Annotated in this window: 17 protein-coding genes; 9 read left to right on the top strand and 8 right to left on the bottom strand. The window is 70.4% G+C overall.

Annotation, left to right across the window (positions count from 1 at the left end; genetic code table 11):
- Positions 1-15 precede the first annotated feature (15 nt).
- The 3 genes from IG54_RS0119900 to IG54_RS0119890 all read left to right on the top strand — a co-directional run bounded on the left by IG54_RS0119900 (position 16) and on the right by IG54_RS0119890 (position 2,440).
- Positions 16-765: an ABC transporter permease gene (locus IG54_RS0119900; RefSeq protein WP_106977046.1), complete on the top strand. Its 750-nt coding sequence runs from the start codon at positions 16-18 to the stop codon at positions 763-765.
- Positions 766-852: 87 nt separating this feature from the next.
- On the top strand, positions 853-1,611 hold the full coding sequence (locus IG54_RS0119895) for a MerR family transcriptional regulator (protein WP_030785796.1): 759 nt from the start codon (positions 853-855) through the stop codon (positions 1,609-1,611).
- Between the two features lie 148 nt (positions 1,612-1,759).
- Positions 1,760-2,440, top strand: coding sequence for a DedA family protein (locus IG54_RS0119890; RefSeq protein WP_030785791.1), 681 nt, complete (start codon positions 1,760-1,762; stop codon positions 2,438-2,440).
- A gap of 19 nt (positions 2,441-2,459) precedes the next feature.
- Here IG54_RS0119890 and IG54_RS0119885 read toward each other — a convergent pair whose 3' ends face one another.
- On the bottom strand, positions 2,460-4,136 hold the full coding sequence (locus tag IG54_RS0119885) for a threonine/serine ThrE exporter family protein (RefSeq protein ID WP_030785789.1): 1,677 nt from the start codon (positions 4,134-4,136) through the stop codon (positions 2,460-2,462).
- 126 nt (positions 4,137-4,262) lie between these two features.
- Positions 4,263-4,754, bottom strand: a complete 492-nt coding sequence (locus tag IG54_RS0119880; protein WP_030785786.1) for an inorganic diphosphatase — start codon at positions 4,752-4,754, stop codon at positions 4,263-4,265.
- A gap of 133 nt (positions 4,755-4,887) precedes the next feature.
- Between IG54_RS0119880 and dacB the strand changes: the two genes are divergently transcribed.
- From dacB to folE, 6 genes are all read left to right on the top strand, one after another.
- Positions 4,888-6,366, top strand: coding sequence for a D-alanyl-D-alanine carboxypeptidase/D-alanyl-D-alanine endopeptidase (gene dacB, locus IG54_RS0119875; RefSeq protein WP_420712266.1), 1,479 nt, complete (start codon positions 4,888-4,890; stop codon positions 6,364-6,366).
- A 313-nt stretch (positions 6,367-6,679) separates the two neighbouring features.
- Positions 6,680-7,801 (top strand): zinc-dependent metalloprotease, encoded by a 1,122-nt coding sequence (locus IG54_RS0119870; RefSeq protein ID WP_030785781.1) that lies wholly within the window; start codon positions 6,680-6,682, stop codon positions 7,799-7,801.
- Between the two features lie 236 nt (positions 7,802-8,037).
- On the top strand, positions 8,038-9,075 hold the full coding sequence (gene tilS / locus IG54_RS0119865; protein WP_030785777.1) for a tRNA lysidine(34) synthetase TilS: 1,038 nt from the start codon (positions 8,038-8,040) through the stop codon (positions 9,073-9,075).
- A gap of 54 nt (positions 9,076-9,129) precedes the next feature.
- Positions 9,130-9,690 carry a hypoxanthine phosphoribosyltransferase gene (gene hpt, locus IG54_RS0119860; protein WP_030785774.1) on the top strand — a complete coding sequence of 187 codons (561 nt, stop codon included), beginning with the start codon at positions 9,130-9,132 and terminating at the stop codon, positions 9,688-9,690.
- 184 nt (positions 9,691-9,874) lie between these two features.
- Positions 9,875-11,899 carry an ATP-dependent zinc metalloprotease FtsH gene (gene ftsH / locus IG54_RS0119855; protein WP_030785771.1) on the top strand — a complete coding sequence of 675 codons (2,025 nt, stop codon included), beginning with the start codon at positions 9,875-9,877 and terminating at the stop codon, positions 11,897-11,899.
- Between the two features lie 111 nt (positions 11,900-12,010).
- Entirely contained in the window at positions 12,011-12,616 is a 606-nt protein-coding gene (gene folE / locus IG54_RS0119850) for a GTP cyclohydrolase I FolE (protein WP_030785768.1), read from the top strand.
- Between the two features lie 22 nt (positions 12,617-12,638).
- On the opposite strand, the gene IG54_RS0119845 is transcribed toward folE, so the two are convergent.
- The 6 genes from IG54_RS0119845 to IG54_RS0119820 form a co-directional block, all read right to left on the bottom strand.
- Positions 12,639-13,124, bottom strand: coding sequence for a DUF3180 domain-containing protein (locus IG54_RS0119845; RefSeq protein ID WP_030785765.1), 486 nt, complete (start codon positions 13,122-13,124; stop codon positions 12,639-12,641).
- Positions 13,125-13,202: 78 nt separating this feature from the next.
- The gene (folK, locus tag IG54_RS0119840) at positions 13,203-13,814 is read right to left on the bottom strand and encodes a 2-amino-4-hydroxy-6-hydroxymethyldihydropteridine diphosphokinase (RefSeq protein WP_030785762.1); all 612 of its coding nucleotides are present in this window, start codon (positions 13,812-13,814) and stop codon (positions 13,203-13,205) included.
- Positions 13,811-14,170, bottom strand: coding sequence for a dihydroneopterin aldolase (gene folB / locus IG54_RS0119835; protein ID WP_030785759.1), 360 nt, complete (start codon positions 14,168-14,170; stop codon positions 13,811-13,813). Before folB ends, folK begins: the two co-directional genes overlap by 4 nt.
- 166 nt (positions 14,171-14,336) lie before the next feature.
- Positions 14,337-14,870 (bottom strand): nuclear transport factor 2 family protein, encoded by a 534-nt coding sequence (locus IG54_RS0119830; RefSeq protein ID WP_030785756.1) that lies wholly within the window; start codon positions 14,868-14,870, stop codon positions 14,337-14,339.
- Complete coding sequence (gene folP / locus IG54_RS0119825) at positions 14,867-15,736, bottom strand: dihydropteroate synthase (protein ID WP_078594288.1); 870 nt, start codon at positions 15,734-15,736, stop codon at positions 14,867-14,869. Before folP ends, IG54_RS0119830 begins: the two co-directional genes overlap by 4 nt.
- 30 nt (positions 15,737-15,766) lie before the next feature.
- Positions 15,767-17,587, bottom strand: coding sequence for a phosphatidylglycerol lysyltransferase domain-containing protein (locus IG54_RS0119820; RefSeq protein WP_030785750.1), 1,821 nt, complete (start codon positions 17,585-17,587; stop codon positions 15,767-15,769).
- Positions 17,588-17,766 lie beyond the last annotated feature (179 nt).

The following is a 17,766-nucleotide window of genomic DNA, read 5'->3' as shown; positions in this document are numbered from 1 at the left end:
ACCGACTCCTGGACCATGACCCGGCGCGAACTGGCGCACTGGGCGCGGCAGCCGGTGCAGGTCATGGTGGGCCTCATCTTCCCGGTGATGCTGCTGCTGATGTTCACGTATCTGATCGGCGGCGGGAAGGGCATCACGGGTCAGTACGCGGAGTTCCTGGTGCCCGGCATGTTCGCCCTGACGATGGTCTTCGGCCTGGACGCCACGATGGTCGCGGTCACCCAGGACCTGAACAAGGGCGTGATCGACCGCTTCCGGTCCATGCCGATGACCAACGGCGCGGTCCTGGTCGGGCGCTCGGCCGCGGACATGCTCCAGTCCTTCGTCTCGCTGCTGGTCATGACGGCGGTGGGGCTCGCGATCGGCTGGCGCTGGCACGGCTCGTTCGCGGCCGCCCTCGCGGCTTTCGGGCTGCTGCTCATGCTGCGGTTCGCGATGCTGTGGCTCGGCATCCACCTGGCGATGATCGCGGGCAGGCCGGAGATGGTGGCGGCCGTGCAGATCCTGGTCTGGCCGGTCGGCTTCCTGTCCAACGCCTTCACGGTCCCGCAGAACATGCCGGGCTGGCTGGGCACCCTGGTCGAGTGGAACCCGATGTCCGCGACCGCCACCGCGGTGCGCGACCTCTTCGGCAACGACCCCGGAGTGACCGGCACGTCCTGGGCGGCCGAACACGCGGGTCTCCTGGCGGTGCTGTGGCCCGTGGTACTGGTGGGGGTCTTCCTGCCCCTGGCGGTACGCAGGTTCACGGCGCTCAGCAAGTAGCGGTCCGCCCTCCGTGGCATCGCGCTTGCACCTCACGTGGCGTGAGGACGCAGGCTGAGGCGCGTACCGAGAAGAGAGGGGGCAGCCATGGGCTACTCCGTGGGACAGGTCGCCGGTTTCGCCGGGGTGACGGTGCGCACGCTGCACCACTACGACGAGATCGGCCTGCTCGTGCCGAGCGGGCGCAACCACGCGGGTCACCGGCGCTACGGCGACACCGACCTGGACCGGTTGCAGCAGATCCTGTTCTACCGGGAGCTGGGCTTCCCCCTCGAAGAGGTGGCGTCCCTCCTGGACGACCCCGACGCGGACCCGCGCGCGCATCTGCGCCGCCAGCACGACCTGCTGACCGCCCGGATCGCCAAGCTCCAGGAGATGGCCGCCGCCGTCGAGACCGCCATGGAGGCGAAGAAGATGGGCATCGATCTCACGCCCGAGGAGAAGTTCGAGGTCTTCGGGGACTTCGACCCCGAGCAGTACACGGAGGAGACCGAGCGGCGCTGGGGCGACACGGAGGCCTACCGGGAGTCGCAGCGCAGGTCGGCCACGTACACCAAGGACGACTGGAAGCGGATCAACGACGAGTTCGCGGCGGTCCACGCCCACCTGGGCGAGCTGCTCGCCCAGGGGCTCGCCGCGGACTCCCGGGAGGCGATGGACGGCGCCGAGGAGCACCGCCGCTTCATCAGCCGGTACCACTACGAGTGCGGGCACGAGATGCACACCTGCCTCGGGGAGATGTACGTCGCCGACGAGCGGTTCACCGCCTTCTACGAGGCGATCCGGCCCGGGCTCGCGGTGTACCTGAGGGACGCGATCCTGGCGAACGCGGCACGCCACAAGTGATCGGTAAGGGGCGCTTCCCAGGGGAGGCGCCCCTTACTACGCTGGCTAACTGGACGGTGGAACCCGGCCCGCCCGCGCGGCGTTGATAACTTTGGGCGGCTGCACCCGCCGCCGCACCGCCCCCCTCACCCCTCAGGAGCCCGGAACCGTGACGACGCTTGCGCTCGGACCAAGCTGGCTGGATCCGGATTACCTGCTCAACCAGTTCGGCCTCTGGGGTCTGCTGGTGATCGTCTTCGCCGAGTCGGGCCTGCTCATCGGCTTCTTCCTGCCGGGCGACTCGCTGCTGTTCACCACGGGCCTGCTCATCACCACCCACAAGCTGGACACCCCGCTGTGGCTGGCCTGCGTACTGATCTGCGTCGCCGCGATCCTCGGCGACCAGGCGGGCTACCTCTTCGGCAAGAAGGTCGGGCCCGCGCTGTTCAACCGCCCGGACTCCAAGCTCTTCAAGCAGGAGAACGTGGTCAAGGCCCACGAGTTCTTCGAGAAGTACGGCCCGAAGTCCCTGGTCCTGGCCCGCTTCGTGCCGATCGTGCGCACGTTCACGCCGATCATCGCCGGCGTCTCCGGCATGCGGTACCGCTCGTTCATCACGTTCAACATCATCGGCGGCGTCCTGTGGGGCGCGGGCGTCACGCTGCTCGGCGCCTGGCTCGGCAACATCGACTTCGTCCACAAGAACATCGAGGCGATCCTTATCCTGATCGTCCTCATCTCGGTGGTCCCGATCGCCATCGAGTTCCTGCGGGCCCGCGGCAAGTCCAAGAAGGCGGCGGCGTCCGAGGGCGCACCCCCGGCCCAGCGCGGCAGGCACGCGAAGCGCTGACGAAGCGGCCCGCGCGCGGTCAGAAGCCCCTGGTCCGCTTGGCCGCACGGCGATTCGCCGCGGTGGCCGCCCCGGGGACCTTCAGGATCAGCCGGGAGACCTCGCTCCCCAGGTTCACGCCGATCGCGATGGCCAGCGCCGTCGCGACGGCCTTGGTGAGCGAGTTCATGCCCGTGTTGAGATCGTTCTGCGCGAGGGCGAGCAGCCCGAAGTACGTGGCGCTACCGGGCAGCAGCGGCCCGATGGCGGCCGTTACGTACGGCAGTGAGGACGCGAACCGGTAGCGCGAGAAGAGCTGCCCGAACAGACCCACCAGGCCGGCCGCCACAGCCGTCGCCGCGACGGGGGACAGCTCCAGCGGCGTCTGCGCGAGCGCCCCGAACATCACCCAGGCGATGCCGCCGTTCAGGGTCACCATCAGCACGGTGTGACGTTCCTGCTGGAGCAGGATCGCGAAGGCGAGGCTCAGCGCCATCGACGCCAGGATCTGGATGACCGGCCGCGACGACGTCACCCCGAACTGCGTCTCCGGGGTCAGATTCGTCGCGTCCAGCATCACACCGAGCGACAGCACGAGCAGCACGCCGCAGACGATGCCGACGATCAGATACATGACCTCCAGCAGACGCGCGGCCGCGGTGATGTAGTAGCCGGTCAGACCGTCCTGCACCCCCGCCACCAGCGCCCGCCCCGGGATCAGCGCGAAGAGCCCACCGGTGATGACCGCGGAGGCCATCGTCGCCTCGGTGTGCGCGAAGCTCAGCGCGACACCCATCGCGGCGGGCGGCATCGCGGCCCCCACGAACTGGTAGAACTCCGGCAGCCCGCGCCCCGCGCACAGCCAGGCGAGCCGGTCGCCGAGCATCGCGCCCACAGCGGCCACGAAGAAGACCAGCGCGCCACCGCCGACCAGCACGGACGCGGAGCCCGCGAGGAGGCCGCTGGCGGCCGTGAGGGCCCATCCCGGGTAGGGGTGACGGTTACGGCGGATGCCTGCCAGACGGCGGTAGGCCTCCTCCAGGGAGACCTCGATGTCCGGGTCGCTGATGTCGTCCACCAGGTGGAAGACCGCCGCCAGCCGGGTGTAGTCGGTGCCCCGGCGGCGCACCGTACGGGAGGCCGTGACGGGGTCGTCCACCAGCGAGGGCTGGTGGGAGATCGAAAGGAGCGTGAACGTCACGTTCGGCTCGCAGCGGTCGAGCCCGTAGGAACGGCAGACGGCGAACATGGCCGCCTCGACGTCCTCGGCGCCCTCACCGCCGGCGAGCAGCAGCTCCCCGATACGCAGCGTCAGGTCGAGCACGCGCGGCACGGCGGGCCCGGCCTCGTCCTCCTGCTTCTGCGCGGGCTCCGGAGCGGGCCGCTCGGTGACCGGCATCCGCAGCATCGTGCGCATCTGGTCCTGCCAGGGCGCCTCCTTGGTGAGCTTCACCAAAGGGATGCCCTGCGCGGGTGTGAAGGCCTGGGGGGCGTTGCGGGCGCTGTAGGTGTGCGGCGTCGTGAAGGCCGATTTCTCGGTCTCCTGCGTCGTCGACGGCGACGGGGCCGGCAGGCCCGTGGGGAGGGCGAACTCCGAGGTGGTCTGGGACTCGTCCTCGGCCGTCTGCGGCTGCGCCGTCACCCCGCTGGGCTGCGCGAACGCGCTGCGGGCCTCGTCCGACTGAGGCTTTCGGTCCTCGGCCTCATGCTCGGCCACTGCTGCCCTCACTTACTTCTCATACGACTCGTACGCACCCTCCGTATGGCCAGTATGGGCACAGATACGCGAACGGGCCGCGCGGTCCGGAAGCCGGATCGCGCGGCCCGTGCGGGGCCGGGAGGCTCAGTGGCCGCCCTGCGCCTCGAAGCGCTTGTACGACTTCTCGATCTCGGCCTCGGCGTCCGCGCGGCCGACCCAGTCGGCGCCCTCGACGGACTTGCCGGGCTCCAGGTCCTTGTAGACCTCGAAGAAGTGCTGGATCTCCAGGCGGTCGAACTCGGAAACGTGGTGGATGTCACGCAGGTGCTCCACGCGCGGGTCCGATGCCGGAACGCAGAGCAGCTTGTCGTCGCCGCCCGCCTCGTCGGTCATCCGGAACATGCCGATCGCGCGGCACTTGATGAGGCATCCGGGGAAGGTCGGCTCGTCCAGGATGACCAGAGCGTCCAGCGGGTCACCGTCCTCGCCGAGGGTGTTCTCGACGAAGCCGTAGTCCGCGGGGTAGCTGGTCGACGTGAAGAGGCGACGGTCCAGACGGATCCGACCGGTCTCGTGGTCCACCTCGTACTTGTTCCGCGAACCCTTCGGAATCTCGATGGTGACGTCGAACTCCACGGGTGGCTCCTCCATGATCAGCACATACTTCGGGTGATTAAGTGTCCCTCACGCAGATGTGTGATCGCGAAAGGGGCTGGTCGTCGTGCCGGAGCTCAAGCCTTGGCAGCGGCCTCGACAGCTTTTGAGACAGCTGCCAAAGCCTTCCGCCATCAAGCTCCCCCGGAAGCCGGGGAAGCTCACGACCTCGCAGCTCACGGCCTGTGCCGCCACCCTCGGCCTGGTGATCTCGGCCGGGGCGGTGGCCGCGGCCGGCCCTTGGGACTCCTCCGGTCAGCGTACGGCCGAGCGGGACTGGGCCGCCGCTCAGGAGGCCGGGGGTGGCGTAGATCACGGCGGGCACGGGTCCGCGGGGGCGCCCGAGGCCGCCCCGAGCGCCCCTTCCGTGCTCACCGGACTCGGCGCGCCCGCGGGGACGGCGCCCGCGCCGACGGACCGCGCCCTCGCGGACGTACTCGATCCGCTCCTGAAGGACCCGGCGCTCGGCCCGGAGCGCTCGGCCGTCGTCCTGGACGCGGTCTCCGGGAAGCGGGTCTACGGCAAGAGGGAGGGGGACGGTCTGACGCCCGCGTCGACCATCAAGATCGCCACGGCGGTCGCGGCGCTGTCCGCCGTGGGGCCCGACCACCGCATCGCCACCACGACGGTCATCGAGCCGGACTCCGAGGACGTGGTCCTGGTCGGCGGCGGCGATCCCACGCTGACCGCCCGCAAGGACGGCCGGTACACCGACACCGCCGCGAGCCTGCGCACGCTCGCCGAGGACACCGCCCGCGCGCTGAAGTCCCGCGACATCGACAAGGTGACGCTCTCCTACGACACCTCGCTGTACTCCGGGCCGCCGCAGCACCCCATCGGCCCCAACGAGAACATCACGCCGGTCAGCGCCCTGATGGCGGACGAGGGCCGCCTCGACGACTCCTCCAGCGGGCCTGCCCCGCGCGCGGGTGACCCGGCGGGCGACGCGGCGAAGAAGTTCGCGGACCTCCTCAAGGCCGAGGGCATCCACACGGAAGCCGACCCCGGCCCCTCCAAGGCGACCACCCGCGCCTCGTCCCTCGCCAAGGTCGAGTCGCCGCCCCTGTCCTTTCTGGTCGAGCGGATGCTGACCCACAGCGACAACGACATCGCGGAGGCCCTCGCCCGCCAGACGGCCGTCGCCGCGAAGGAGCCGGTCAGCTTCGACGGCGCGGGCCGGGCGGTCGGCGCCCAGCTCGCCGAGCTGGAACTGCCGCTCTCCGGAGCGAAGTTCGCCGACGGCAGCGGCCTGGACCGCGCCGACCGCGTCTCCGCCGAACTCCTGGCGGCCCTCCTGGACCGCGCCGCCGACCCGGCCCGCCCCGAACTGCGCTCCGTCGTGACGGGCCTGCCGGTCGCGGGCTTCACGGGCACCCTGGTCGACCGCTACCCCAAGGACTCCCCGGGCACCGGCGTCGTACGCGCCAAGACCGGCACGCTCACGGGCGTGAACACCCTGGCGGGCACGGTCGTGGACGCGGACGGCCGCCTCCTGCTCTTCGCTTTCATGACCACAGGCACGAAGGACGCCCAGGCGGCCCAGAAAACCCTGGACCAAATGGCCTCAACGGTAGCCAACTGCGGCTGCCGCTAACGCCCCCGAGGGGCCAGGCCCCGAAGGAGCGCCCCGAAGGGGCGCGGGGAACTGCGCGAGCAACCACAACGGACCCGCAGGTAGACACGGCGAGGGGCGAGGTGCCCCGATAGGGGCGCGGGGAACTGCGCGACCGGCCACAGATGACCCGCGGCTTCGAAGCCACCGCCACGGCGCCCCGCCACAAAGCAGCAGGGAAGAAGCGCGCGGCAGCCCAGACGACCCGCACTCAGAGCCCCCTAGGGGCAAGCTCCGGGGCAACCTGGGGGGTCAACACCCTCCACCAGAGGGGGCCAGCACGTACCGTTGACGCATGACGAGCATCGGTGGTGCGGAGATGGTCGACTGGAATCTCGCGGTGGCGACCGCGACCCGGCTCGTGCGGCCGGGCCCAGAGGTGAGCCGGGACGAGGCGCGAGCCATCGTCGCCGAGCTGCGCCGGCATGCCAAGTCCTCGGAGGAGCACGTCCGTTCCTTCACGGGCATGGGCACGGAGGACACCCACGACACCCCCGTCCTCGTCGTGGACAGAGCAGGCTGGATCAAGGCCAACGTCGCCGGCTTCCGGGAAATCCTCAAGCCCCTCCTGGACAAGATGCAGGACAAGCGCGGCAGCGGCCCCGGCGGCGCCGTCCTCGGCGCGGTCGGCGGCAAGGTGACCGGCGTGGAGCTGGGCATGCTCCTGTCCTTCCTGGCCTCCCGCGTCCTCGGCCAGTACGAGACCTTCGCCCCCGCCACCCGAGACCTCCCCGCGGGGGCGAACGGCGGCGGCAGGCTCCTCCTGGTCGCCCCGAACATCGTGCACGTGGAGCGCGAACTGGACGTGGACCCCCACGACTTCCGCCTCTGGGTCTGCCTCCACGAGGAGACGCACCGCACCCAGTTCACCGCCGTCCCCTGGCTGCGCGACCACCTCGAAGGCGAGATCCAGTCGTTCCTCGGCGAGACCGAGGTCGACCCGATGACCGTCCTGGAGCGCATCAGGGAGGCCGCCCAGTCGTTCGCCGGGGGCCGCCCGGAGGCCGAGGAGGACGACGCGAGCCGCTCCATCGTCGAGCTGGTGCAGACCCCCGCCCAGCGCGAGATCCTCGCCCGCCTCACGGCCGTGATGTCCCTGCTGGAGGGCCACGCGGACTTCGTCATGGACGGCGTCGGCCCCGACGTCGTGCCCTCCGTCGCCGAGATCCGCGAGAAGTTCAAGGAGCGCAGGGCCCGCGGCGCGAGCCGCCTCGACCAGGCCCTGCGCAAGCTCCTCGGCCTCGACGCGAAATTGCGCCAATATCGGGACGGCGAGCGGTTCGTACGAGCGGTCGTGCAGGAGGTCGGCATGGACGGCTTCAACCGCGTATGGACCTCGCCGAACACGCTGCCCACGAAGGCGGAGATCGCCAAACCGGCGGACTGGGTCGCGAGGGTGCACCGTAAGGGAGACTGAGAGACCGGATGCGGCCGATGGCAGGAGAACGCCTCCGCAATCACCCGTCCGAGGGACCGTAGGCGAGGGGTAGGCGTGCAATGCTCGGGGAACGGCTCGGCTCTGTCACCATCGACACACTCTGAGTGACTGCACACTCGGTGTCCCGAGGCCTGGAGGACCAGGCCCGGTCTCCGGAGTGAGTCCTGAGTGACTGGTCCGAGGCTCACCCCCGAACTTCACGAAGGGAACCGGACATGGGTCCCCATCCTGCGGTCGCGGCGATACGCCTGGCGGTCCGCCGCGTACTCCACGACGTACTGACCGACGTACAGCGCAGCTCCGAGAACGACCCCCCACCCCCCGCACATGAGCACGCCCCCCAGCCGCTCGTGCTCGTCGCCTGCTCCGGCGGCGCCGACTCCATGGCGCTCGCCTCCGCCCTCGCCTTCGAGGCTCCCAAGCTCGGCATCCGCGCCGGCGGCGTCACCGTCGACCACGGCCTCCAGCCCGGTTCGGACCTGCGCGCGGCCGAGGTGCTCGTACGCCTCGGCGCCCTCGGCCTCGAACCGGTCGAGTCCGTCGCCGTGCGCGTGGGCCGCGAGGGCGGCCCGGAAGCCGCCGCCCGCGACGCCCGCTACGCCGCCCTGGACGCCGCCGCCGAACGGCACGCGGCGGCCGCGGTCCTGCTCGGACACACGCGCGACGACCAGGCGGAGACCGTCCTGCTCGGCCTCGCCCGCGGCTCCGGGATCCGCTCCCTGTCCGGAATGGCCGAGACCTCGGGGGTCGCGGGCCGCTACCGCCGCCCCTTCCTGCACATCGACCGCCAGACCGCCCGCAAGGCGTGCATGGTCCAGTCGCTGCCCGTCTGGGACGACCCGCACAACGCCGACCCGGCCTACACCCGCTCACGGCTGCGCCACGAGGGGCTGCCCGCCCTGGAGAAGGCCCTCGGCAAGGGCGTCGTCGAAGCGCTCGCCCGCACGGCCCGGCTCTCCCGCGACGACGCGGACGCACTCGACACCTGGGCCGCCCAGGCCGAGGCGACCGTGCGCGACGCCGCGGGCGTCCTGGAGTGCGCCAAGCTCTACGCCCTGCCGCCCGCCGTACGCCGCCGCATCGTGCGCAAGGCCGCCATCGACGCCGGGGCGCCCGCGGGCTCGCTCTTCGCCCGGCACATCGAAGAGGTCGACCGGCTGATCACCGGCTGGCGCGGCCAGGGAGCCATCAATCTCCCGGGCAAAGTCGTGGCTCAGCGCCAGGGTGGCAGACTGGTGATCCGGCAAGGCTGACGAGAGGCCCGTGCTCATCGCGGGCCCGGTCGGCCGGTGGGACGACCGAAAGTGATGCGGGTGGACGCGAAAGACATGGGTACCGACCTCAAGTCGGTGCTCATCACCAAGGAAGAGATCGACGCGAAGCTGGCCGAGCTGGCAGCGAAGATCGACGCGGAGTACGCGGGCAAGGACCTGCTGATCGTCGGCGTCCTCAAGGGCGCCGTGATGGTCATGGCGGACCTGGCGCGTGCGCTGTCCACCCCCGTCACGATGGACTGGATGGCCGTGTCGTCGTACGGCGCGGGCACCCAGTCCTCCGGCGTCGTGCGGATCCTCAAGGACCTGGACACCGACATCAAGGGCAAGCACGTCCTGATCGTCGAGGACATCATCGACTCCGGTCTGACGCTGTCCTGGCTGCTGTCCAACCTCGGCTCGCGCGAGCCCGCCTCCCTGGAGGTGTGCACGCTGCTGCGCAAGCCCGAGGCGGCGAAGGTCGCGATCGACGTGAAGTGGATCGGCTTCGACATCCCCAACGAGTTCGTCGTGGGCTACGGCCTGGACTTCGCGGAGAAGTACCGCAACCTCCCCTTCGTCGGAACGCTGGCCCCGCACGTCTACGGCGGCTGACGTCCCGTAGGACCGCGTACGACGGCGGGGAACCCTCACCCGTTTCCCGCCGTTGGACCATTCGAAGGCGGGTTTGCCAGCCGTCCCGTGCGGCTTCGGGTCACAATGCTGGGGTACCGTCCGAAGAACAGTCTTTATCAAACTCACTATGGCAGGAGGGACGGGGCGTCTTCGCTCCGTATGGATGGACGTGAAGCGATACTTCCGTGGGCCAGTCATGTGGATCGTGCTGGCCGTCCTTGCCGTGGTCGTGTTGATGCAGGTCGTCGGCTCGTCCGGTGGCTACAAGACGGTTGACACCGGTCAGGTCGTTCAGGCGATCAACGACAACAAGGTCGAGTCGGCCAAGCTCACCACCGGTGACGAGCAGATCATCAAGGTCGAGCTGAAGGACGGCCAGAAGGTCAAGGACAGCAGCAAGATCCAGGCGAGCTACATCGGCGACCAGGGCGTCGACCTCGCCAAGTTGCTCCAGGCCAAGTTCGAGGACAAGCAGGTCAAGGACGGGTACACCGTCTCCCCGTCGAAGCAGAACCCCTTCGTCGGCATCCTGCTCTCCCTCCTCCCCTTCGTCCTCATCGTCGTCGTCTTCCTGTTCCTGATGAATCAGATGCAGGGCGGCGGCTCCCGAGTCATGAACTTCGGGAAGTCCAAGGCCAAGCTCATCACCAAGGACACCCCGAAGACGACCTTCTCCGATGTGGCGGGTTCGGACGAGGCCGTCGAGGAGCTGCACGAGATCAAGGAGTTCCTCCAGGAGCCGGCGAAGTTCCAGGCCGTCGGCGCCAAGATCCCCAAGGGCGTTCTCCTCTACGGCCCGCCCGGTACCGGCAAGACGCTCCTCGCGCGCGCCGTCGCCGGTGAGGCCGGGGTGCCGTTCTACTCCATCTCCGGTTCCGACTTCGTCGAGATGTTCGTCGGTGTCGGTGCCTCCCGTGTCCGCGACCTCTTCGAGCAGGCCAAGGCGAACGCCCCGGCGATCGTCTTCGTCGACGAGATCGACGCGGTCGGCCGTCACCGCGGCGCCGGCCTCGGCGGTGGCCACGACGAGCGCGAGCAGACGCTGAACCAGCTGCTCGTCGAGATGGACGGCTTCGACGTGAAGGGCGGCGTCATCCTGATCGCCGCCACGAACCGCCCCGACATCCTCGACCCGGCGCTCCTGCGCCCCGGCCGCTTCGACCGGCAGATCGCCGTCGACCGCCCGGACATGCAGGGCCGCCTGGAGATCCTCAAGGTCCACCAGAAGGGCAAGCCGGTCGCCCCGGACGTGGACCTCGGCGCGGTGGCCCGTCGCACGCCGGGCTTCACGGGCGCCGACCTGTCGAACGTGCTGAACGAAGCGGCGCTCCTGACGGCGCGCAGCGACAAGAAGCTGATCGACAACCACTCGCTGGACGAGGCGATCGACCGCGTCGTGGCGGGCCCGCAGAAGCGGACCCGGATCATGTCCGACAAGGAAAAGAAGATCACCGCGTACCACGAGGGCGGACACGCCCTGGTCGCGGCGGCTTCCCCGAACTCGGACCCGGTCCACAAGATCACGATCCTGTCCCGCGGCCGGGCCCTGGGTTACACCATGGTCTTGCCCGAAGAGGACAAGTACTCCACCACGCGCAACGAAATGCTCGACCAGCTGGCCTACATGCTGGGCGGGCGCGCCGCCGAGGAGCTGGTCTTCCACGACCCGACGACGGGCGCGGCGAACGACATCGAGAAGGCCACGGCCACCGCACGCGCGATGGTCACGCAGTACGGCATGACCGAGCGTCTCGGCGCGATCAAGTTCGGCGGGGACAACACCGAGCCGTTCCTCGGACGCGAGATGGCGCACCAGCGGGACTACTCCGAAGAGGTCGCCGCGCTGGTCGACGAAGAGGTCAAGAAGCTCATCGAGACCGCGCACAACGAAGCGTGGGAGATCCTCGTCGAGAACCGCGACATCCTCGACAACCTGGTCCTCCAGCTCCTGGAGAAGGAGACCCTCGGCAAGGAGCAGATCGCCGAGGTCTTCGCCGGGATCGTGAAGCGCCCGGCCCGCCCGGCGTGGACCGGCTCCTCGCGGCGTACGCCCTCGACCCGCCCGCCGGTGCTCTCCCCCAAGGAGCTGTCGCTGACGAACGGTGCGAACGGCGCCACCCCCGCGGTGACCTCGGGCAGCCCGGACAAGCACCTCGAGGTGGCCCCGGAGGACCGCCCCGAGAGCTGATCCCGCCCGCCTCAGCAGGCCCGGAATGAATGCCGCGCCCCCCAGGTTCTAGCCTGGGGGGCGCGGCATTTTTGGTACGCCCGCGTGAGACGCACAGGAACGAGGCACAACATGACCGACCCGGTGACGCTGGACGGCGAGCACTCGATCGGCGAGTTCGACGAGAAGCGGGCCGAGAACGCCGTGCGTGAGCTTCTGATCGCCGTGGGGGAGGACCCCGACCGCGAGGGCCTCCTGGAGACCCCGGCGCGCGTCGCGCGGGCGTACCGGGAGATATTCTCCGGGCTGCGGCAGAAGGCGGAGGACGTCCTGACGACGACGTTCGACCTCGGTCATGACGAGATGGTCCTGGTGAAGGACATCGAGGTCATGAGTTCCTGTGAGCATCACCTGGTGCCCTTCGTCGGGGTCGCCCACGTCGGGTACATCCCGTCCACCGACGGCAAGATCACCGGTCTGTCGAAGCTCGCCCGCCTCGTCGACGTCTACGCCCGCCGTCCGCAGGTGCAGGAGCGTCTGACCACCCAGATCGCGGACTCCCTGATGGAGATACTGGAGCCGCGCGGTGTGATCGTGGTCGTCGAGTGCGAGCACATGTGCATGACGATGCGCGGGGTGCGCAAGCCCGGCGCCAAGACGATCACGTCCGCGGTCCGCGGTCAGCTGAGGGACCCCGCCACGCGCAACGAGGCGATGAGCCTGATCATGGCTCGCTAGCCGGTCCGTACGGACGTCGGAGCTAGGCCGCCGGTGCCGCCTGGCCGTTCTCGTCGTCGTCCTCGGGGATCTTGCAGACCCGCTCCAGGAACAGCGCGGCCGCTATCACCGCGATGCCCATCAGGACCGAGAGCCCGGCGTAGATCGCCTGGTCGCGGCGGGGCGGGACGTCGAGGAATTCGAGCAGGAACGCGCCCGCGCCGCCGTACATCCCCGCGACGAGCGCCGCTACCAGGGCGCTGGCCTGGCCGAAGACGACCGCGCGGGCGGCCATCATGGGCTCGACGCCCTTCGCGCCGGGGCGGCGCTCACGCTGGGCGCGCAGGCGCGAGCGCAGCGAGAGCGCCGTCGACAGGAGTACGACCGCGATCACCGCGAGCACGACGGGCGCGGCCAGCGGGACCCGGGGCAGGGTGCCGACGGAGTCCCACAGGCGGGCGCCCGACCAGGACAGCACTCCGGCCACGACGAAGAGGCCGGCCAGTGTCCTGATGCGCAGTTGCTTCACGGGTGACCCTTCATTGCCTTCATCGTCGTGCCTGTGTCGTCGTACGGATCCCGCGGAGGATCTTGTAGACCCTAACGACTATTCCGGCAGCCGGAGTTCCAGGTCGGCGCGCGGCGCGACACCGTCGCGAGTGACGCCGGCGAGCAGCTCGGCGACCGGGCCGTGACCGGCCAGCTGGGCATCGGGCTCGACGTCGTGCCAGGGGGCGAGGACGAAGGCACGCTCGTGCGCGCGCGGGTGGGGCAGGGTGAGCGCCGGGTCGTCGGAGACCACGTCGGCGTACGCCACGATGTCCACGTCGATCGTGCGCGGGCCCCAGCGCTCGTCACGGACGCGGTGGAAGGCCTCCTCGACGGCCTGGGCGCGCTCCAGGAGCGAGGAGGGCGGCAGGGTCGTCTTCACCACGACGACGGCGTTGAAGTACGAGGGCTGGGTGCCGGGGGCCACGCCCCACGGCTCCGTCTCGTACACCGGGGAGACCGCCTTGACCCGCAGTCCGGGGGTGTCCTCCAGGGCGTCGACGGCGCCCTGGAGCGTCTCCAGGCGGTTGCCGAGGTTGCTGCCGAGGGAGATCACGGCACGGTTGGGGTTGGACAGGGTGCTGTCCGCCGCGTCCACCTGCTCGACCACGGAGGTGGGCACCGGCTGGACGGTCGGGTCGCTCTGACCCGCTTTGAAGGGCGCAGTCATACTCGGCTCCGGGTGATGGTGACGGTCACATCGTCGAAGGGCACGGTGATCGGGGCGTCCGGCTTGTGCACGCACACCTCGACCTCCAGGACTCCGTCGTGCTTCAGACACGTCTGGGCGATGCGCTCGGCGAGGGTCTCGATGAGATCGACCGGCTCGCCCTCGACGACGGCCACGACCTCCTCGGCCACCACGCCGTAGTGCACGGTCTTCGCCAGGTCGTCGTCGGCCGCGGCCGCTCGCGTGTCCAGGCCGAGAACCAGGTCCACGATGAAGGTCTGGCCCTCTTCGCGCTCCCGCGGATAGACACCGTGGTGCCCGCGGGCCTTGAGGCCGCGCAGCGCGACACGATCCACGCGAATCACTCCTGCAATCGTCGGTATCGGCAGGCCTGCGCCGAGTGCGGTCGGCACACCAGCCTCGATCGAATCTACCTGCGAGCACCGACAGTGCTCGCCCGAGGGGCCTTCCGAGGGGGCCCGTCGGCCCCGCGAGCCCCACTGTTCCTTGGCCCCTACCCACTCAGGAGGGGGTCTCGTCACCCTCTTCGTCGTCGGTTTCGGCCAGGACGGGTGAGGCGTGGTGCGACCAGAGTTTCCAGCCGTCGGGTGTGCGGCGGAACACGTTCGTGGCGACCACGAGCTGCCCTACGAGAGGGCCCAGCTCGCCGCCGCCCTCCGGGGGCGGGCCGCCGCTGAGGATGTTCTCGGTGCAGGTGACCAGGGCGGTGTCACCGGCCACGCCGACCTTCAGGTCGGTGAGGAAGAACTGGATGTACTCCGTGTTCGCCATGATCAGCGCGTACGACCTGAGGACCTCGCCGCGGCCGGTGAGAACCGGCCAGCCGGGGTGGACGCAGGAGACCGCGTCCCCGTCCCCGTCGTCCGCGCTCTCGTCGGCGATGTCGTCGGCCGTGGGGGCGTCGGCCCCGGAGTCGGGGGCGGAGTCCAGCCACAGCTCGGAGACCTTGTCGAAGTCGCCGCGCTCCAGTGCTTCGTAGAAGGCGGTGTTGGCCAGCTCGACCTGTTCGACATCGGTACGGGCCGTCCCGGTCACAGGTGGCCGCCCGCGTCCGTCACGGCCTGGGCGACGCGCACGGCGTCCGCCGTGGCCCGCACCTCGTGCACACGGACCGCCCAGGCGCCCTGGTGGGCGGCGATGGCGGAGACCGCGGCGGTGGCGGCGTCCCGTTCCCGGGCCGGTGGCGGGGCGCCCTCGGGGCCCGCAAGGACCCGGCCGAGGAACCGCTTGCGGGAGGCGGCCACCAGGATGGGGTGGCCGAGGCCGCGCAGCCGGTCCAGGCGGGCCAGCAGGGCCAGGTCGTGCTCGGCCTCCTTGGAGAAGCCGAGGCCGGGGTCGACGACGATGCGCTCGGGGGCGATGCCGCCCTCGATGGCGGCCTCCACGCGCGCGTGCAGCTCGGCGACGACTTCGCCGACCACGTCCTCGTAGACGGGCTTGGCGTGGATGTCGGTGAGGAAGCCCCGCCAGTGCATGACCACGAAGGGGGCTCCGGCGGCGGCGACCGCGGGGACCATGCGCGGATCGGCGAGGCCGCCGCTGACGTCGTTGACGAGTACGGCGCCCGCGGCGAGCGCCTGCTCGGCGACGGTGGCGCGCATGGTGTCCACGGAGACGGTGACGCCTTCGGCGGTCAGGCCCCTGACCACGGGGACGACGCGCTTCAGTTCCTCCTCCTCGTCCACGCGGGTCGCGCCGGGACGGGTGGACTCGCCGCCGACGTCGACGAGGTCGGCGCCTTGGGTGACCAGGTCGACGCCGTGCTTGACCGCGGCCGTGGTGTCGAACCAGCGGCCGCCGTCGGAGAAGGAGTCGGGCGTGACATTCACGACGCCCATGACCGCACAGCGGTCCCACTTGGGCAGCCCCTGGACCGTTCCCCGCCCGCGCAACGTACTCATGCCTCCAGCGTAGGCCCGGACGGGGACGGGTTACGCCGCTTGCATCTCGCGTTCCGTGCTCCGGTGGGGGCAGGGGCGGCGCTGCGCGGTGGCCCTGCGCAGGAACCGGGGCAGCGCGAGGGTGACGAAGCCCTCGGCCTGCATGGCGGCGAAGCCGATGCGGGGCAGGTCCTTGCTGGAGCGGTAGACGACGAAGCGGGGCTCCCAGCGGGGGCGGAACTTCGCGTTGAACTTGTACAGGGACTCGATCTGGAACCAGCGGGACAGGAAGACCAGCAGGCCCCGCCAGGCGCGCAGGACGGGGCCCGCGCCGATCTTCTCGCCGCGGGCGAGGGCGGCGCGGAACATCGCGAAGTTGAGGGACACGCGCGCGATGCCGAGCTTCGGGGCGGCCTGGAGGGCGGCCACGATGAGCAGCTCGTTCATGCCGGGGTCGGCGGAGCGGTCGCGGCGCATGAGGTCCAGGGAGACGCCGTCCTTGCCCCACGGGACGAAGTGCAGGATGGCCTTCAGGTCGCCGTAGGAGCCCGGGTTCTCGTCGGCCTTGTGGGCGGTGGCGATCAGACAGTCACCGTCGTTCGGGTCGCCGATGCGGCCGAGCGCCATGGAGAAGCCGCGCTCGGTGTCGGTGCCGCGCCAGTCGTCGGCGGCGCGCTGGATCCTGGCCAGCTCCTGCTCGCCGAGGTCACGGATGCGCCGTACGCGCGTCTCGTAGCCATTGCGCTCGATCCGCTTGACCATCTGGCGTACGTTGCGCATCGCACGCCCGGACAGGGAGAAATCCGCGACGTCCACCACCGCCTCGTCGCCCAGTTCGAGGGCGTCGAGGCCGGTCTCGCGGGTCCAGACCTCGCCGCCCGTCTCGGAGCAGCCCATGACGGCGGGCGTCCAGGAGTGGGCCTTCGCCTCGTCCATGAAGCGCTCGATGGCGCCGGGCCAGGCCTCGACGTCGCCGATGGGGTCGCCGCTGGCGAGCATCACTCCGGAGACGACGCGGTAGGTGACGGCGGCCTTGCCGCTGGGGGAGAAGACGACGCCCTTGTCGCGGCGGAGCGCGAAGTGGCCGAGGGAGTCGCGGGCGCCGTGCCGGTCGAGCAGGGCGCGCAGCTTCGTCTCGTCGTCCTCGGTGAGGCGCGCGGCCGGGTGCTCGGGGCGGAAGGCCAGGTAGATGGTGGTGAGGGCGGTGAGCATGCCGAGGGCGCCGAGGGAGAAGCCGACGGTCCAGGAGGTATTGCCGGTGTAGCCGACGGGGCCCTCGAAGCCGAAGAGTCCGTAGAGGACGTGCTCCAGGCGGTCGGTGATACTGGGGTCCCCGATGACCCTGCCGGGGTGGACGCTTACGATCACCAGCCCCAGCAGAATCGAACCGGCTCCGAGGAGGACGAAGTTGGCCAGCGCCCGCCAGCGGCTGCGCGGGTCGGGCAGGGCCGTGAACTCACTCCGGTGGCGCAACAGCAGCGCGAGGAGCGCGAGCGAGATCAGGACGCCGATCACCGAGTGCCGGTACATGAACTGCGCCACCGCGCCCGCGGGCAGCAGCACCACGGCGGCCCGCCAGGCCCGCCGCTTGTGGCGCCGCAGGCCGTGGGCGAGCAGGAGCAGCAGGATGCCGGAGCTGAGCGCGAGCGCGGCCGCGAACGGGCCGAGCGCGCCGGGCAGGACCTCCGCGATGGCGTGCATGCGGCTGCGCCGGAAGCGGGGGAAGACACCCGCGGCGACGTTGAGCAGGCCCACGAGCGTGCAGGCTCTGGCGACGAGGGTCGGCACGGCCTCGGGGCGCGGACCGCGCAGAATCCGGTGGAGGCGGCCGTCGCGGTGGCGGTCGTCACCGCCCGGAACCCCACCCGACATTTCGCCATCTATCCTGACAGACATCGCATCCCGTAGTTCTGCGAGAGAGCTTGAATCCGGTGCCAAAGCGGCATCCGGCACCTTTGCGCCCTCTAGGACGGTCCTTCTGGGGAACGGGTTCATTCTCGTCCGGAAACCGCTGGAAAGGCTCGGGCACAGGTCCCCGGCCCTGGCGGGCG

Origin of the sequence: Streptomyces sp. NRRL S-920, from assembly GCF_000717945.1 — a bacterium.
Classification (GTDB): domain Bacteria; phylum Actinomycetota; class Actinomycetes; order Streptomycetales; family Streptomycetaceae; genus Streptomyces; species Streptomyces alboniger.
This window is presented reverse-complemented; position numbering and strand designations above follow the sequence as displayed.

Coding starts and splice junctions, on each gene's coding strand:
- IG54_RS0119820 (WP_030785750.1), bottom strand. CDS start 17,587: ATGTCGGGTGGGGTTCCGGGCGGTGACGACCGCCACCGCGACGGCCGC.
- hpt (WP_030785774.1), top strand. CDS start 9,130: ATGCGGGTGGACGCGAAAGACATGGGTACCGACCTCAAGTCGGTGCTC.
- folP (WP_078594288.1), bottom strand. CDS start 15,736: ATGAGTACGTTGCGCGGGCGGGGAACGGTCCAGGGGCTGCCCAAGTGG.
- IG54_RS0119870 (WP_030785781.1), top strand. CDS start 6,680: ATGACGAGCATCGGTGGTGCGGAGATGGTCGACTGGAATCTCGCGGTG.
- ftsH (WP_030785771.1), top strand. CDS start 9,875: ATGGACGTGAAGCGATACTTCCGTGGGCCAGTCATGTGGATCGTGCTG.
- folK (WP_030785762.1), bottom strand. CDS start 13,814: ATGACTGCGCCCTTCAAAGCGGGTCAGAGCGACCCGACCGTCCAGCCG.
- IG54_RS0119895 (WP_030785796.1), top strand. CDS start 853: ATGGGCTACTCCGTGGGACAGGTCGCCGGTTTCGCCGGGGTGACGGTG.
- IG54_RS0119900 (WP_106977046.1), top strand. CDS start 16: ATGACCCGGCGCGAACTGGCGCACTGGGCGCGGCAGCCGGTGCAGGTC.
- folE (WP_030785768.1), top strand. CDS start 12,011: ATGACCGACCCGGTGACGCTGGACGGCGAGCACTCGATCGGCGAGTTC.
- tilS (WP_030785777.1), top strand. CDS start 8,038: ATGGGTCCCCATCCTGCGGTCGCGGCGATACGCCTGGCGGTCCGCCGC.